Raw genomic sequence first — 14,680 nt, 5'->3', positions numbered from 1 at the left:
CGTGCGACAGAGACGATCCGCCGCCGTACGGGGATCGTCTCTGGGGGCGTAATGACACATCGACGTCGTGGTGACGATCGTGACGCGGTCAGATGAATGTGAGAGAAGATTGCCTAGCAAAGAGCCACCGTTCGCGCTGTGGATCGGTCGGGAGAGGGAGCGGACCGTCGTCGCGCTGCGGCCGATGACACTGTCGGGAAGCAAGAGCGAACCGGACGACGCCGATCGCGTATCGCGAACAGTCGTGCCGGCAACCACCAAGGTCAAGTCGAGCGGTGACGCGGTTCGCTTCCTGATGGTGCTGGTCGCCGCCATCGGCGCCCTCGGGTTCTGTGTCGCAGGCGCTCCCTGGCCGGTGAGGATCGGGCTCAGTATCCTCGCCCTGATCCTCTTCATCCGATTCGTCAACTCGTCGGATGAACTGACGGTGGAACAGCTTCAACGCTCCCCCGACCAACACGTGATCTTCGAACACTCCTATGACCGATCGGAGTTCGACAAGATCGCCCGTCTCGCCGAGAGGATCGACCGGCGAACAGAAGCATTTCAGCAGCTGATTCCACAAGCAGAGGCCGGCGAGACGCTGGCGCGCGCCTTGTGGGACACAGCTCGCCTGGTGGGCCGGCAGCAGGACATCCGGAAGGTCATCGAAGACCTTGACCAGCAGGACACCAGCAAGCTGCCAGCGGACAGTGCGGCGGTTCGTGACCTGGCCATCCAGCGCGAGCGGGCGGCAGCGGCGCTCGACGATGGAAAGGCCGAGCTGACCAGGCGGAAGGCGGCGTTCGAGGCCCTGGCTGACGCGGGCGACGAGTTCGCCAGGGAGCAGGAGATTCGCGAGGCCACACGACGCGCGGGAGATGTGCTGGCCGGCTTCGGTGCTGCAGGAGCGGGAGGGTCGCAGGATGAGTCCGATCGACTGGCGCACCACACGCTCGCGGTTGTGGAGGCGTACGCCGCGCTCCGTTCCGTTTACACCGAAGAGGCCCAGTAGCCGTAGCGAACCTGTTGACCTGCTGTCGAGGGGCGCCGCACGCGCACCACTGATGTCGTGGCCGCTAGTGTCCCCGTCCGCCGCCACCGTGCCACCCGGGAGGTCCGCCTGTGCCGCAGCTCGCCTTCGCCAACAGCTTCTGGCAGAGCTATGACGTACTGGAGAAGCCGGTCAAGGCCGGCGTACGTAAGGCGATGGAGAAGTTCCAGCAGCTCACCATCGCCGAGCTGTACGCCGACAAGGGCCTGCATCTGGAGTCGGTCAACAACGCCAGAGACCTACGGATGCGGACCATCCGGATCAATGATTTCTGGCGCGGGGTGGTGTTGGCTCCGGACGACGGCAGCGACACGTTCCTCCTGCTCAACGTGGTGCCTCACGACGGCGCGTACACCTGGGCGGCGAAGCGGCTCTACACGGTGAACACCGCGACGCGCGCCTTGGAAGTCCGCAACGTGACCGCCATCGAGCAGCTGACGCCGGCGCTGGAGGAAGCGGCGGCACAAGCGCCCACACTGCTCTTCGCCCGGCACTCGGACAAGGTGCTCCGCGATCTCGGCATCGACGACCAGGTGTTGCGGGCGGTTCGGACGGTCGTTGACAAGCCGCAGCTTGAGGCGTTCGGCGCGCTGCTGCCCGAGGACCAGTTCGAGGTTCTGCAGTATCTCGCCGAGGGCTTTTCTCCAGATGAGGTCTACCGCGATTTGGTCGCTGAGCGCCGGCCGGCCGGCGCCCCGCCCGAGCCGAGCGAGACCTTGGCGGCGGCGATCGCGAACACGACCAGTCGCATCATGCTGGTGACCCGACCCGACGAACTGGCCGAGATCCTCGACAAGCCCTTCGCCGCGTGGCGGGTGTTCCTGCACCCGTCACAGCAGCGCGTCGCATACCGGGTGTCGTACAAGGGGCCGGCGCAGGTGACCGGCGGACCCGGCACCGGGAAGACCGTGGTCGCTCTGCACCGGGTCAAGCATCTGCTCTCGCGCTCCACCGATACCCGGGTGCTACTCACCACGTACACCAATGCCCTGGCCGCGAGTCTGCGGGAGAACCTGGCGCTGCTGCTCGGCGACGAGGAGCAGCTGGCGCGGGTAGAGGTGACCACCGTAAACGCCTTCGCCAACCGAGCCGTGCGTGCCCTGGCTGGGCGGGTGCCGACCCCGATCGGGGATGCTGACGAGCGGCAGATCTGGCGGCGGGTATGCCGGCGTCTGACCCTGCCCTGGACCGAACAGTTCCTGGCCCAGGAGTTTCGGCACGTCATCCTCGCGCAGGATGTGCGGAGCCGTGAGGCGTACCGCGAGGTGAGCCGCCGGGGGCGCGGGTCGGCTCTGGGCGCGCGACAGCGCGACCGGGTGTGGGAGGCGGTGGAAATGTTCTCCGCCGAGCTGAGGGCTGCCGGCAGCACCACCCATCTTCAGGTTTGCGCGCGGGCGGCTCAACTGCTCGACGGTGCCGACCTGGCGGCGCACGGGTTCGACCACGTGGTGGTCGACGAGGCCCAGGACCTGCATCCCGCGCAGTGGCGGGTGCTACGGGCGGCGGTGGTGCCGGGTCCCGACGATCTGTTCATCACCGGTGACCCTCACCAGAAGATCTACGACTCCCGGGTCTCGCTGAACGCACTCGGCATCTCGGTTGCCGGCCGCAGCAGCAGGCTGCGCATCAACTACCGCAGCACCGAGGAGATCCTGTCCTGGTCCGCCGGGGTGCTCGTCGGGTCGCGGGTCGAGGAACTCGGCGGCGAGGGCGAGGACAGCCTCACCGGATACCGCTCACTGCTGCATGGCAAGCGGCCGCACGCGCAGGGATATCCGACATCCCAGGCCGAAATTGCGGCGCTCGTCAAGCGGGTAGGGGAGTGGCTGGAGCAGGGCATCCAACCAAGCGAGATCGCCGTCTGCGCGCGGTTCAACACGTCGCTCAATGACGTGTACGACGAGCTGACCGGGGCGGGGATTCCGGCCGTCCGGGTGCGGGACCAGCCCGGCGCGGAGGTCAACGGGGTGCGGCTGGCGACCATGCACGCGATGAAGGGCTTGGAGTTCCGGTGCGTCGCCGTGGTTGGTGTCACGGCCCGCGCGGTGCCCTTCGCGAAGGAGGTCACGCCCCCGGAGGTGGACCCGCTGCAGCATGAGAGCGACATGCTCCGGGAGCGCTGCCTGCTCTTCGTTGCGAGCACCCGAGCACGGGAGGCCCTGCACGTTTTATGGAGTGGATCGCCCAGCCCGTTCCTGGAGTCGGCAGGCGACGCCGGCTGAGCGGCAGAGTGGCTACGGCCCGGTGGTAGTAGGAGACGGAGACGTTGGCTTCACTGGTCGCAATCGGCACTGGGAGAAGCAGATGACTCAACTGACGATCGCGGAGCGGATTGTGCAGGAGCTGCTGCGCGGCCGCCTTCCGCTCGATGACGACGAACTCGCACGCCGACTCGACGTGCGGCCTCGGCAGACCATCAACCAGGCATGTCGACGGCTCGAACAGAGCCGGCGACTCCGCCGCTATGTCGGTCCGAGCGGAAAGATCGTCAACGAGCTCCTACATGGCACGGTCCCTGCGAGCCCTGTCGTCGAGCAGACGATCCTGCCAGAGCCGGCTGCTGGCGACAGTGCGGTGCAGCGACGCGCCGAAGGGATCATGCTGGGCCTGCTGGGGGAGCGGGTGGGGTGCGTGTTGAGACCACGTCGATTCTCGTTGCCGGACGGGGTGAGGGTCGAGGTCGACGGTGCCGACGAGGACCTGACGGTGCTCGTCGAGGCATGGGCCCACCAGGGCCCGCCGAAAGCCGCCCAGAAACACAAGGTTCTGGCGGACGCAATGCGGCTCCTCTTCGTCGCGTCCACACTGGCGACCCCGCCGCGACTCGTACTGTGTCTTTCCGACGGCGAGGCAGCGCGACACTTCACTACCGCCCGTTCGTGGGCCAGCGCGGCACTCCGTGCCTTTGAGATTGATGTCGAAGTGGTTGAACTTCCGGCTGACGTAAGAGCCGAGATCATTGCCGCTCAGCAGCGCCAGCACCGGTGACGCACCCGCTCTTGCCGTGCGCTTCGTGGTTTGTCACTCGCCTGCTGAGTTTCCCCGGCTGACAACCGCCGTGGAACCTACGTCACCGTGCTACGAGCCAGTCGAGGTCGCAGCGCTGGCGGCCCAGTGGTAGGTCATGAGGGCGTCGGGGCGGGAGACGAGGTGGGGCTGCACACGGTCGAGAAGAGTGCCCGAGTCGGCATCCGAGAGCCGCAGAAGCGCCCGACGGAGATAGATGCTCCAGGACTGTGGCTTGGGGAAAGCGTCCAGCTGCGCGACCAGAGGCTGCAGCTCCACACCACCCGGGTAAGGCACGAGACCATCGATGTCGAGATCGCAGCCCGAGGCGAACGCGCGACCGGCCACCTCGATCGGCTCGTCGAATTGACGGACGCCGGACCTGGCATACGCGAGGCCGATGATCCTGCCCCGATCCCGGGTCGGGTTCCGCCACGCACCCCTCGTCGCATAGAGGAACAACCGATCGCCTCTTCGAAGCGCCGCCACCTCCGCCCGCGGGGTAGAGGGGAATGCCATGCGCTCCTCCCGGAGCACCCATCCGATGGCGTCGCGGTCGCCCAGGATAACCAGGTACGACTGACTCATTCGCCTAGTCTCTCGTGCTTGATGGTTTTGACGAAATCCATCCAAGCAGGCGAGGGGAAGGCCAGGACGGGTCCCGCCGCGTCCTTGGAATCGCGGACGGCGACGCTGCCGGGTAGGTTGGTGGCGACTTCGACGCAGTCGCCGCCGTTGCCCCCGCTGCGGGTGCTCTTGCGCCAGACGGCGCCCGTCAGGTCAGTCATGCCGCATCTCTCCGATGAGCCGCTTGATCATGTCTCTCGATTCTGCCTCACCGAGCGCCAGCGAATCCAAACCCTTCCATGCTGCCTCGTATGCTTGCAGCTCATCGGCCTTGTCGAGGTAAAGGGCGCCGGTGAGCGACTCGCTGTAGACCACGGAGGGCTCGGGCGCTGCACGGCCGCCCTTGGTGGGCGGAAAATCGAGGATGACGAAAGAGCCGGCCACCGCACCGGGGTGCGGGCCTGCCGCCAACGGCAGCACTCGGACGGAGACGTTTGGCAGCTCGGACAGCCTGCTGAGGTGATCGAGCTGCTCGGACATAACTCCATGTCCCGCAACGGACCGAAGCAGCACCGCCTCGGATAGCACCTGCACCACCCTCGGCGCCGCTGGAAGCCGTCGGGTCAGCAGTGCCTGTCGTTGCAGCCGGACCTCGACCGCTCGTTCCCGGTCGCTCTCACTGGCCCCCGGCCGATCGAGCCGGTAGATGGCCCGCGCGTACTGACGGGTCTGGAAGAGGCCGGGTATCAGGGACTCGTCATAGCGGCGGAGGTAGGCGGCGGCGGACTCCAGGCCGACGTACAGCTCGAACCAGCTCGGCACCGCGTCGCCGTACGCGTGCCACCAGCCCTTCGACTTCGTCTCTGCGGCCAGCCCGCGCATGGCCTCGGTCATCTCCGGCGACACCCCGTACAGCTCACACATCGCCTTGACGTCGAGCACCCGAACCGGGCCCATGCCGCACTCGATGCGCCAGATCTTCTGCCGGCTGTATTCCAAGGCTTCGGCGGCGGCGTCGAGGGTCACCCCGGCCTCGTTGCGGAACTGGCGCAGCAGCCGGCCGAGCTGCCGGCGCGGCACGGTCGATCCGATCTCCTCGGCCACCGGCACACTCCTTGATTTCATGACGCAACACTGCGTGACGTGCTCTTGCAACACCTACGTGGTTCAGCAAAGAAAGTCAATGCACAGCAGCGAAATCGCGGCCTGAAACGTTGCGCATCCACTCCGGACTGTCACAGGATGACCACAGCGCGGCGGCCGGGATCCCCCGAACCGGTCGCCGCGCGCCCCGACTCACTCCAGCTGAGCAGCCCTGGTGTCGTGCCGGGATGAGCTGCGCTGCACCCAGGACGAGAAAGGCAGGCTGACATGAGCGTTCGCAACCAGAGGTCGGTCCCGGTGAACGCCGGGACGACCTACCGCTCCGCCGCGTACCCCAGCCTGCTGCCGTGGCAGGTGCGCGAGCGCCGCTTCCCGCCCACCCGGCTCGGACGCCGCGGCCTGAACCCCGACGACGTGTACGCCTTCCTCGACCGGGTCGCCCTCGACATGACCGCACTCCACGACGCTCTCGCCGAGAGCCGCCGGGAGACCGCGCGGATCAAGCTCGCGCTGCGCGCCTGGCAGTCCGACCAGGCCCGCGCCGACCAGGACCGCGCACGATGACGCAGCGGTACGTCATCCACCTGCCCGTGGTCGCCGCCGACCTGCCGGCCGCGCAACGCCTGGCCCGGGTCATCGGTCGCTGGATGTCCGTGCTGCCGATGACCGACCCGGGGGAGACCACCGTCTCCGAGGAGGACCGGCAGTTCCTCCGCCACCGGGTCTTCTGCGACCTGCGGCTACCCGGTGGACGGCGCTGCGTGCTCCGCGACGGTCACGACGGCGAGTGCTCCCGCCGCCTGCGCCGATGACGTGAGCGCGGTCGGCGGTCGGACAGGCTCAGCCGAGGCCGGCAAGCCGGACGGGTGAGCGCGGGGCCTTCCGACTGCGCCGCCGAAGCAGCGACGCCGCCGGCGGAAGGAGGGAGACGCTCAGCCGAGCGGACTGAAGCTCTGGCCGTCGAGCACGTTGATGAGTTCGTCGTCGCGGGTGACCTCGTAGCTGCGCACTGGCGGAGCCCCACCGAGGATCCCCGTACCAGGAAATGCCCGGACTGCCGCGCCGACGGCACGTGCCCCCCGTGCGGCCTGGGCCGACTCGATCATCGTGCGCTACCTGCGGACGTACTGGCGATGAACGTTTTCGACCTGTCGCCCGCGCAGATCCGTAACCGGCTGATCCTGTGGGCGCGGCGGGCGGCGCTGGCCGCCGGGACCGGACCGCAACCGCCGGCGCGCCCGCATGGCCACGCTGAGGCGGCGCGGGCGGCGGTAGCTCGGGTGCCGGTCGTCCCGTGCGTGTCCGTCGCGCCCGGGGACGTGGTTCAGCTCGCCGAGTCCGACTACCGGTACGCGGAGGCTCCGCTCCGGCTCCGGATCGTCCGGGTCCGGCCGGACCTCAGCGAGTGGTACGACGGCGAGTGGGTGTGGCTCGAAGGCGTCGAGGTCGGCCCGGACGGTCAGGATGCTGCGTTCCGCCCGGTGCTGGCCCGGGTCGCCGCGCTGCGGCCGGACGGGGGTGGAAGGTGAACGTGGGCGCGCGGTATCCATGACACAGGCCGGCGGTTCTTGAACCATGGCAGGGCCTCGTGGGAGGGTCCGCACATGCTGGAGCAACACCTGTCCGCAGGGCCTGCGGCATGAGGCTGCTCCGCAGGCGACGGCACCTCAACCGCAGCGAGTGCAGGGCGATCATCGGGGCGGCGGCGACGCTCGCGTCGATGTTCGACATCACGTGGAGAGTCGCGGACAACGCGCCGCGCCTGGGCGTGGTGATGCTGGCCGACGGGCTCGTCGAGGCCCGCCGGGATGGCCGCACATTCCTCCTTCCCAAGGCGGCGCGAGGTTGGTTCGACCTGAGCTTCGACATCCCGGATACCGCGTACGCTCTGGCCCTGGTCCTCGTGTGGTCGGTCGCCGCGGCCAGGACAGCGGACGGCGACGCCTCGAACGGGGACCGCGTGCCGGTTGCGATGTGGCATCTCCGCCACCTTCTGCCGCGCTCGGCACACCGCGCGCTCGCCGACATCGAGGACGCCTTCAGGCAGTTCGATGCGCCGGCCCCCACGGACGCGCAGGTCGGCTGATCGGGCTCACCCGATGTCCGGGGGCTGCCGCCGCGCCGCTCTCTCGAGGTGCATCAACAGCAGGAAGGGCTTGGCGCGCTGGGCTGCCTTTCGCCAGGTGAGTGCTCGGAGGCCGTATTTGAACACGACCGTCGACGGAACGGTGGCACCGAGAACATCCCACACCACCTCCTGCGCGACCTGGCCGGCGACGCGTGGCCGGGCGAACTCCGCGATCGTCTCGCGGTAGCGACGGGTCAACTCACGCGCCGTCGCCTCTGGTGTCAGGACCGGATCGAGGCCCCGCGACAGCGCGAGCAACGACTCGTCGAGCAGGCTCCGGAAGCCGGCGTTGTAGCGGCGTGATTCGACGATCTGATCGACGCTGAGCTGGTCGAGTGAGCCGATCTGAAGCTCTCCCAGGACCTCCCTGACCACCTCGGCCTCGAAGCGTTGCGGTTGCGGCCGACCGAGGCTCCGGGTGAGCTGGGCCTTCACCGCCGGGTTGGACAGCATGCCGTCCTGCCGCAGCTCGGAGGAGATGACGAGGGAGGCCATGTGGTTGCGCAGGCTGACGATCTCCGCCGCTCCCTGCCGCAGCGTGCGCGTGTCGGTTTCGGTCCGGCGGTACGCCTCTTCCCGGATCGCCCGCATCACCTCGTCCATCCGGGTCAGGCTCTCGCGCATCTGTCCCTGCGCGATAACCAGGTCAGCGCGGCGTCCCCGCTTCGCGCCCTGGCCGAAGCGCACCCGGCCGCCGTCGTCGACCTCGTACTCGTGGCCCCAGAGCCCCAGGAGCCCAGCCTCCCGCAGCTCGTCGACCCGCCGGTTGATTTCGGCGGCCCGCTCCCGGTACGCGGCCGGAACCTCGAAAGAGGCCCGCAAGACGACGCGGTCGGAGAAGAACACGACCGACTGCAGCACCCTGTCGATGGTGTGCGTGTCGACGAGACCACTGTCCAGCAAGGTGAGTGACCGTGTCATCGTGCCCCCGCCAGATAGGTGAGGTAGTCCACCTCGTACAGGTGCATGCTCCACGAGTGGTAACAGACCTTGCTGCCGCGCAGCCCGAGAGAAAGAGCGGCGTCGGAGGTCAGCTGCGCGAAGGTCAACAACTCGGGCACGAACCCGACCCAGACGTCGACGCTGCGGGCGGTGAGGAAGAGAACGAGGTCGTCGCCGACGATCCGGAGGGCACCACCGACCGGTGACACCGGGAAGCGACCGCCCAGGTCCTCCTCCGGCCGCCACATCGAGAAGACCGCCGACCTGCTGTGCTCGTCCTGCCGCAGCATTTCGGTGGCTTGCTCGAACTGGTCGATTGGCGAGCCGTCCGCCGCGACCCAACCCCGCAGCCGCTGGTAGAGCAGCGACGATTCCCGCTGGTCGCCGAAGATCCGGTCGCGGTAGTCCTTGATCAGCTCCGGGTACAGGTAGCCCCGCGGCGGGGTCAGATCCGCCGGATTCCGCAGCCAGACGGTGAGACCCGGGATGTCGAAACAGATCCCGTGCCGCGTCGCAACCCGCGCCGGCTGTCCTTCGGAGAAGACCGAGAGCACGTCGTGCCACCCGGACGCCACGGTAGCCACCTCAAGCTCCACGCGATGATCCCCCTGACGCTCCCCGCGTCACCGACGCCGCCCTTCGTCTCGTCTGCCGCTGGATCGGCTCGCCGGACGCCCGTTGCGTCGCAAAGCTCGGCAGGGGCAGCACCGGCAGCGCCGGCAGGTCGATCAGCGTTCCCCCGCTGCAAGACGGGGTACGGGTCACGACGCACACGTCGGTGGCCAGAAGCGGCACCTCCACGTCGAGTCCGTTCGCGGCCAGGGTCTGGCCTGACGTCACGAGCAACACTCCGGCGCCGCTGTCGTCGGCGCGGATCACGCCCTCGGTGGCCCCGTTCAGCCGTACGATTCGCATCGATCGTAGGTTCGCGCATGCGTCGAGCCAGGCCCGGGTGATGGCCGGGTACTCGGTGTAGATCGTGCGAGGCTTCCGGCCGGCGACCGCGCAGTAGGTGACGAATGACGTCCGGGCGGGCGGCAGCGCCCGGATGGTGAGCGGCTGGTCGTTCGCGAGACACCACTCGACGCATACGTCGTAGCCCGTGATGCCGACGTCGACGGCTCCTGAAGCCACGAGTTCCGGTATGTCGAAGCCCCGGCATCGGATCAGCGAATCCGCGCCCATGCGGTGCCACAGCGACCTCCGGTGAGCCTCGTCCAAGCCGGCGAAGCGGCTTCCGACGATGTCGGCGACCGGGCCGTACAGTCGGCTCGAGGGACTGGGCACCGCGACGATCACTGTGACCTGCCCGCCGCCTCGGCCCTGGTCACCGATCGCACTCCGGCGCCGATGTCCTCGACCGGGACCACCGCGTCGACCAGCGCCCGGAGCGCGAACTCCGCCGGCCGCTCGGAGAACAACACCACCTTGCCCTGCCCCACGGCGTAGCCGACCTCGATGCACACACTGACGCCGGCATACCCGCCGTTGGCCACGACAAAGATCGCGTCCGACCGCGCTATCTTCGCAAGGAAGTCGCGTGTGAGCTGGATCTTGTCCGGCTCGTCGACCCGCACATGCCGTTCGTTGAAGTCGTAGCGCGGGGTGTAGACGGTCATGCCCAGGTCGCGGAACGCTGCCTCGGCAAGCTGGGCTGTGTCGTAGAACTTGGAGCTGCTGCATATCGTGACTGCCTCGATTTCGGGCATCGATCCTCCAGTGTGCGGTCGATATTCGTGCTCAGGTGAGCGGTATCAGATGTCGGGGTTCGTCGAGATACCCGACACCGGCGTGCCGCCGCAGAATGTTCTCCCACACCATCGAAGGCGCTTCGGAATCGGCTGGTCGAGGCAGCCTGCGGCGGTCCGCCAGCGCGGGATAGTCGAGGTGAAAGGGGCGCACCGCGAGTCGCCGGGGGAGCCCCGGGCTGATCCGGGCCAACTCGTGGAAGCTCATGTCGAGTTGTTCCTCGGTCCAGTCGTTGGCGCCGACCGCCGGAAACAGATCGAAGCCAAGTTCGAGGGCCAGGACGATCCCGTCGCGGATGGCGGGCCAGTCACCGCTGCCGGGCGGGTGATGGAGCGTCGTATGCACCTTGACGCGCCGCAGCTCCTCGCGCTCGACTGCGGAAAGCCGAAGGGTGCTCTGCTGCCACGCGTACGGCAGGGCGGAGAGGTTCGACTCAACCTTGAGGACGACGGACTCGAGTAGGCCCCGCGCCGCTAAGGCGCGGTAGATCTCGATCACGAGGGAGGGCGCGAGCAGCGGCTCGCCGCCGCTGACGCGCAACAGGCTGAGCTGCCGACCGGCAGCCTGAGCCGTACGCCTGAGCGCGACGAATTCGTTCACCACGCCGTCGGCGTTGGTAATGAAGGCGTCCCGACCGGCCAGATGGCGGTAGTCGACGTAGCAGTAGGAACAGCGGAAGTTGCACGCGGCGACGTGCGTGATGGCCGCCAGGTTGTGCTCCGACCAGTGCCCTCCAAGCTCTGCCGCCACCGTCACCGGGCTGTCGGACAGATTGGCCACATGCCGCAACCCCGCGAACTCCGGCAGAGAGGTGGGCAGGCGCATCCGGTCCCGCCGTACCGGCGTGAAGAAGCGAAACTGCCGGCTCTGCACGCCGCCGAGATCCGTCTTGCGAAGATCGGTGAAGGCGTAGTCGCCGCCACCGACGTTCACGATCCGATGTGCCCTGAGCAGTATCGGCCGTTCCGTCGATCCGGCAGCGGGCGCGTTGCTGACCACTCAGCCCCTCCATCAGAGAGTGTTGCGACAGATTACTGACAGGCGTCGATCAACCGAGCATCTCCATGACGACCGCCTCGATTTCGGGAGTGGCAGGGTGTCGCGCGAGTTCGGCTCGGACTCGCCGACGCATCGTCACGAAGTTCGTGCCCTCGGTCAGGTGTAGCCCGGCGACAGCTTCATACTGCTGCCGCCCGAGTTCCACAAGCCGCTGGTGCGCTGCGTCCGCGACGTCGTACTGGGGAACGGGCAGCTTCCACACGTGCTTGTCGATGTCCCGCTCATCCTTGCCGTAGGACATCATTGGTCGGACAAGCTCGGTCAGCACGGTGCTGTTCAGGATCGCCGAGAGGAAGAGGCCCTCTTCCCAGGTCGCGATCGGGGCCCAGTAGAGCTTGTGCTCGATGACTGCGGTCGGGTCGTCGACGATGGCAGCGGCGACGTGCATCCCGGAGGCCGAATAGGCCAATCGCAGCGGCGGTGCGGGGAACTGCGCGGTCAGCTTGTGTCGGAAGTCGAGCTGCTCGGCCAGGGTGAGGCGCGCGCTGCTGCGGTGCGCCTCCCAGGTTGCCTCAGCCTGCCGCCACCATTCGGCCAGGCCGAAGTAGTAGTCGAGTCGGGATCCAGGTCCGGTCATCAGCGTGGAACCGTCGAGCGGGAGCACCGCCTTCTTCCCCGGCAGGATCCGGTATGGCAGCAGGCATTCGCCGAGCAGCACGTGCCGGATGAATTCGCACTCCACGACGCCTTCGAGTGTGGGCAGATCCTTCCACGGGGCCTTCTCCAGGTTGCTGCGCGCAGAGCGAACGGCGTGCCGGCCGGCACCGAGGCCGAGCCGCCCGCCAGTATCAGTCTCGACGAAGAACAGGATCTTGGGGAAGATCGTCGCGCCGTTGCGCACGTGTGGCTTGTACGGCGAATCGGCGAGGAACGCCCGCCCCAGGGGGACGCGTTCCCGATGGATGGATGGTGCGGCCTGTCTCCACCTCCTGGCATCGGCGCCGAGGCGTCCCGTCCACCGTTCGGTGACCGATGGAAGGCCGCGAGGGCTGTGCGTGGCCGCCTTATTGCCGAAGACGACACTGGCGCCCCGCGGGAAGGGGTGAGGACGCAGGCGGCGCAGGTCCCAGGAGTCGGTGAAGGCAACCGCTGTCGGCTCGACCTCGTCCTTGTACCATCCGCTGCGGAAGCCCTCGAAGTGCTCGCGGTCGAGCACGGCGTTGGGCAGAACGAAGGCGAACGCGCCACCGTCGCGGAGGTACTGCTGGACGGCCCTGGCGACGAAGAGGGCGGAGAGGTCCTGCTGCGTCGCGAACTGACTACCACGCCACAGCCCGCGATCACGGGAGAGCTTCTTGAACATTGCCTGCATGCCCGGCGGCATGTGGCGGTAGGCGAGCCACGGGGGGTTGCCGATCAGGACGTCCACCCGGTTGTCGTCCATGGCGAGCCAGACGGGCCGGGCCAGGTTCCGCAGGTAGTAGCTCCAGATGTGGTCGCGACCCTCGTCGTGCAGCCGGCACATCGCCTCGAAGGTGCCGCGGATCATCGGCTGGTCGTCCGGCTCGATCTCCATGTGGTGGAAGAACGCGGCCAACGACGGCGGGTTGTCAGGATCTCGCGGCTTAGCGGCGATGCCGGCGAGCCCCGCGACGACCTGGTCGAAGCGGCTCGGCTCGTCGAGCAGGCCTTTGGGGAAGCGCAGCCATTCCTCGACCTCGCTGGCGTTGTAGCCGGCACTGATCCGTACGTGTTCCTCGGTGAAGAGATCGCGGCGTTCCCGCCACTGCATGCTGTCGCCCAAGTAGACCGGGATGGTGATGGCGCCCCGCTGGTCGGTGAGCCGCTGGTGGCCGATGGCGAGGAGGTAGGTAACGCGCGCGAGCGCCACGGCGACGGGGTGCAGGTCGACGCCGACCACGTGGTGGGTGAGCTGCGTCAGCGCGGCATCGAGCGGTATGGCCGCTGCCTCGGCGGCGGCGAGATACCGGCGTACGGCGTGGAAGAGGAAGGTGCCGGAGCCGCAGGCGGGGTCCAGCACCCGTTGCCGCACCGGATCGGTGACGACGGTGTCGACGAGGTGCTCCGCGAGCCAGTCGGGTGTGTAGTACTCGCCCATCCGCTTGCGCGTCTCGGGACCGATCATCGACTCGTAGAGCACCTTGAGGATGTCGTGGTCGGCCCGCAGCCAGTCGAACCGGGCCAGTCGCCGGGTGAGCCCCTGGATGAACTCGCGACCGCCGGGCACCTCGGTGGTCCAGCCGAAGAAGTCGTGCTCGACCACCCCCAGGATGCGGGCCTTATCGAACCGTTGCCCGGTGATGAGATCGTGCGGCTGCAACTCCATGGCGTCGATGCCGACGACCAGGTGCGCGATGATGTACGCGCTGTTCATCAGCAGGGTGTGCTCGACGAAGAGATCCGGGTCGTCGACGAACTGGGTGCCCAGGGCGCTGTCCAGCAGCTCCGCCCACAGCTTCCGCTTCAGCTTGACGGTCGGCTGCTGCTGGTGCTCCGCGTAGAGCGCGGCGAGCGCGGCGCGATCCAGCTTGTGTGAGGTGCTCTGCGCGCCGAGGCGGCGAGCCACCTCGGCGGGAGCCGGCCGGACCCGCTGGCTCGTCGCCAGCACTCCTTCGAGCCAGTAGAAGAGGGCCAGGCCGTCGGGGCGAGTGGCCGCCAATGTATGGGCGTCGATGAGAGTCAGGGCCTCGCCGGTCAGCTGGTAGGCCCGCCAGGTGGCGCCGTCGGTAAGGATTCCGACGTATCGCTGGCCGCTCTCCCTGCTCCGCGACCGAACGTAACCGCCGAGTTGCCGCTCGGCCTCCAGTAGCGGGCGCCCGGTCTGGAGCCGTCGCTTGACTTCGATGATGGTGTAGCCGACCTCGATGTCGATGCGTCGGCCGCCGCCTACCGGAGCTTCGAGGTCGACGTCGTCGAGATGGAAGTCGGAAAGCCCGAAATCGCCGGCCAGCAGAAGCTGGCGGATGTCGGCTTGCAGGGTTGCTTCGCTGCGCGCGGCACGCCGGTCGGCGATCCGCGCCAGCAGGGGCTGCAGCGACGGGGAAAAACCGTCGGGCGCGCGTACCTGCGGCCGGGGTGGTGAGTGGCGGCTCCGGCTTTCGTCTGGCGTACCGTCCGAGCGGGCCATGCAT

The 14,680-nt window shown here is 68.0% G+C and carries 17 protein-coding genes; 7 read left to right on the top strand and 10 right to left on the bottom strand.

Annotation, left to right across the window (positions count from 1 at the left end; all coding sequences use genetic code 11):
* Positions 1 to 67 precede the first annotated feature (67 nt).
* From DLJ47_RS20490 to DLJ47_RS20480, 3 genes are all read left to right on the top strand, one after another.
* Positions 68 to 994 (top strand): hypothetical protein, encoded by a 927-nt coding sequence (locus tag DLJ47_RS20490; protein WP_146228155.1) that lies wholly within the window; start codon positions 68 to 70, stop codon positions 992 to 994.
* A 110-nt stretch (positions 995 to 1,104) separates the two neighbouring features.
* The gene (locus DLJ47_RS20485) at positions 1,105 to 3,255 is read left to right on the top strand and encodes a UvrD-helicase domain-containing protein (protein ID WP_109901749.1); all 2,151 of its coding nucleotides are present in this window, start codon (positions 1,105 to 1,107) and stop codon (positions 3,253 to 3,255) included.
* Between the two features lie 82 nt (positions 3,256 to 3,337).
* Complete coding sequence (locus tag DLJ47_RS20480; RefSeq protein WP_109901747.1) at positions 3,338 to 4,021, top strand: hypothetical protein; 684 nt, start codon at positions 3,338 to 3,340, stop codon at positions 4,019 to 4,021.
* A 90-nt stretch (positions 4,022 to 4,111) separates the two neighbouring features.
* On the opposite strand, the gene DLJ47_RS20475 is transcribed toward DLJ47_RS20480, so the two are convergent.
* Genes DLJ47_RS20475 through DLJ47_RS20465 form a run of 3 tightly spaced genes read right to left on the bottom strand, consistent with a single transcriptional unit; the run spans position 4,112 to position 5,710 of the window.
* On the bottom strand, positions 4,112 to 4,627 hold the full coding sequence (locus DLJ47_RS20475) for a hypothetical protein (protein WP_109901745.1): 516 nt from the start codon (positions 4,625 to 4,627) through the stop codon (positions 4,112 to 4,114).
* Entirely contained in the window at positions 4,624 to 4,827 is a 204-nt protein-coding gene (locus DLJ47_RS20470; RefSeq protein ID WP_109901743.1) for a DUF397 domain-containing protein, read from the bottom strand. Before DLJ47_RS20470 ends, DLJ47_RS20475 begins: the two co-directional genes overlap by 4 nt.
* Positions 4,820 to 5,710 carry a helix-turn-helix domain-containing protein gene (locus DLJ47_RS20465; RefSeq protein ID WP_109901785.1) on the bottom strand — a complete coding sequence of 297 codons (891 nt, stop codon included), beginning with the start codon at positions 5,708 to 5,710 and terminating at the stop codon, positions 4,820 to 4,822. The genes DLJ47_RS20470 and DLJ47_RS20465 overlap by 8 nt, the downstream gene beginning before the upstream one ends.
* 267 nt (positions 5,711 to 5,977) lie before the next feature.
* On the opposite strand from DLJ47_RS20465, the gene DLJ47_RS20460 reads away from it, so the two are divergent.
* Positions 5,978 to 6,274: a DivIVA domain-containing protein gene (locus DLJ47_RS20460; protein ID WP_109901741.1), complete on the top strand. Its 297-nt coding sequence runs from the start codon at positions 5,978 to 5,980 to the stop codon at positions 6,272 to 6,274.
* Positions 6,271 to 6,522, top strand: coding sequence for a hypothetical protein (locus tag DLJ47_RS20455; RefSeq protein ID WP_109901739.1), 252 nt, complete (start codon positions 6,271 to 6,273; stop codon positions 6,520 to 6,522). Before DLJ47_RS20460 ends, DLJ47_RS20455 begins: the two co-directional genes overlap by 4 nt.
* Before the next feature lie 120 nt (positions 6,523 to 6,642).
* Here DLJ47_RS20455 and DLJ47_RS35865 read toward each other — a convergent pair whose 3' ends face one another.
* Positions 6,643 to 6,816, bottom strand: coding sequence for a hypothetical protein (locus tag DLJ47_RS35865; RefSeq protein WP_158289861.1), 174 nt, complete (start codon positions 6,814 to 6,816; stop codon positions 6,643 to 6,645).
* Positions 6,817 to 6,843: 27 nt separating this feature from the next.
* On the opposite strand from DLJ47_RS35865, the gene DLJ47_RS20450 reads away from it, so the two are divergent.
* A complete protein-coding gene (locus DLJ47_RS20450) occupies positions 6,844 to 7,239 on the top strand; it encodes a hypothetical protein (RefSeq protein ID WP_109901737.1) in 396 nt (131 codons plus the stop codon).
* 110 nt (positions 7,240 to 7,349) lie between these two features.
* Positions 7,350 to 7,796: a hypothetical protein gene (locus DLJ47_RS20445; protein WP_109901735.1), complete on the top strand. Its 447-nt coding sequence runs from the start codon at positions 7,350 to 7,352 to the stop codon at positions 7,794 to 7,796.
* Positions 7,797 to 7,802: 6 nt separating this feature from the next.
* Here DLJ47_RS20445 and DLJ47_RS20440 read toward each other — a convergent pair whose 3' ends face one another.
* From DLJ47_RS20440 to DLJ47_RS20420, 6 genes are read right to left on the bottom strand one after another with little or no spacing between them, the layout of a single operon-like run.
* The gene (locus tag DLJ47_RS20440) at positions 7,803 to 8,741 is read right to left on the bottom strand and encodes a hypothetical protein (RefSeq protein ID WP_146228154.1); all 939 of its coding nucleotides are present in this window, start codon (positions 8,739 to 8,741) and stop codon (positions 7,803 to 7,805) included.
* Positions 8,742 to 8,755: 14 nt separating this feature from the next.
* Complete coding sequence (locus DLJ47_RS20435) at positions 8,756 to 9,376, bottom strand: thymidylate synthase (protein ID WP_109901731.1); 621 nt, start codon at positions 9,374 to 9,376, stop codon at positions 8,756 to 8,758.
* Positions 9,366 to 10,079, bottom strand: a complete 714-nt coding sequence (locus DLJ47_RS20430) for a hypothetical protein (protein ID WP_158289860.1) — start codon at positions 10,077 to 10,079, stop codon at positions 9,366 to 9,368. The genes DLJ47_RS20435 and DLJ47_RS20430 overlap by 11 nt, the downstream gene beginning before the upstream one ends.
* The gene (locus tag DLJ47_RS35860; RefSeq protein WP_158289859.1) at positions 10,076 to 10,489 is read right to left on the bottom strand and encodes a hypothetical protein; all 414 of its coding nucleotides are present in this window, start codon (positions 10,487 to 10,489) and stop codon (positions 10,076 to 10,078) included. Before DLJ47_RS35860 ends, DLJ47_RS20430 begins: the two co-directional genes overlap by 4 nt.
* A gap of 31 nt (positions 10,490 to 10,520) precedes the next feature.
* Positions 10,521 to 11,528: a hypothetical protein gene (locus DLJ47_RS20425; protein WP_146228153.1), complete on the bottom strand. Its 1,008-nt coding sequence runs from the start codon at positions 11,526 to 11,528 to the stop codon at positions 10,521 to 10,523.
* A gap of 49 nt (positions 11,529 to 11,577) precedes the next feature.
* On the bottom strand, positions 11,578 to 14,676 hold the full coding sequence (locus tag DLJ47_RS20420; protein WP_109901725.1) for a class I SAM-dependent methyltransferase: 3,099 nt from the start codon (positions 14,674 to 14,676) through the stop codon (positions 11,578 to 11,580).
* Positions 14,677 to 14,680: the final 4 nt, after the last annotated feature.

Origin of the sequence: Micromonospora sp. S4605 (genome assembly GCF_003176715.1) — a bacterium.
GTDB lineage: Bacteria > Actinomycetota > Actinomycetes > Mycobacteriales > Micromonosporaceae > Micromonospora > Micromonospora echinaurantiaca.
Note: the sequence above shows the minus strand (reverse complement) of the source record. Positions and strands in the feature narration are given on the sequence as shown.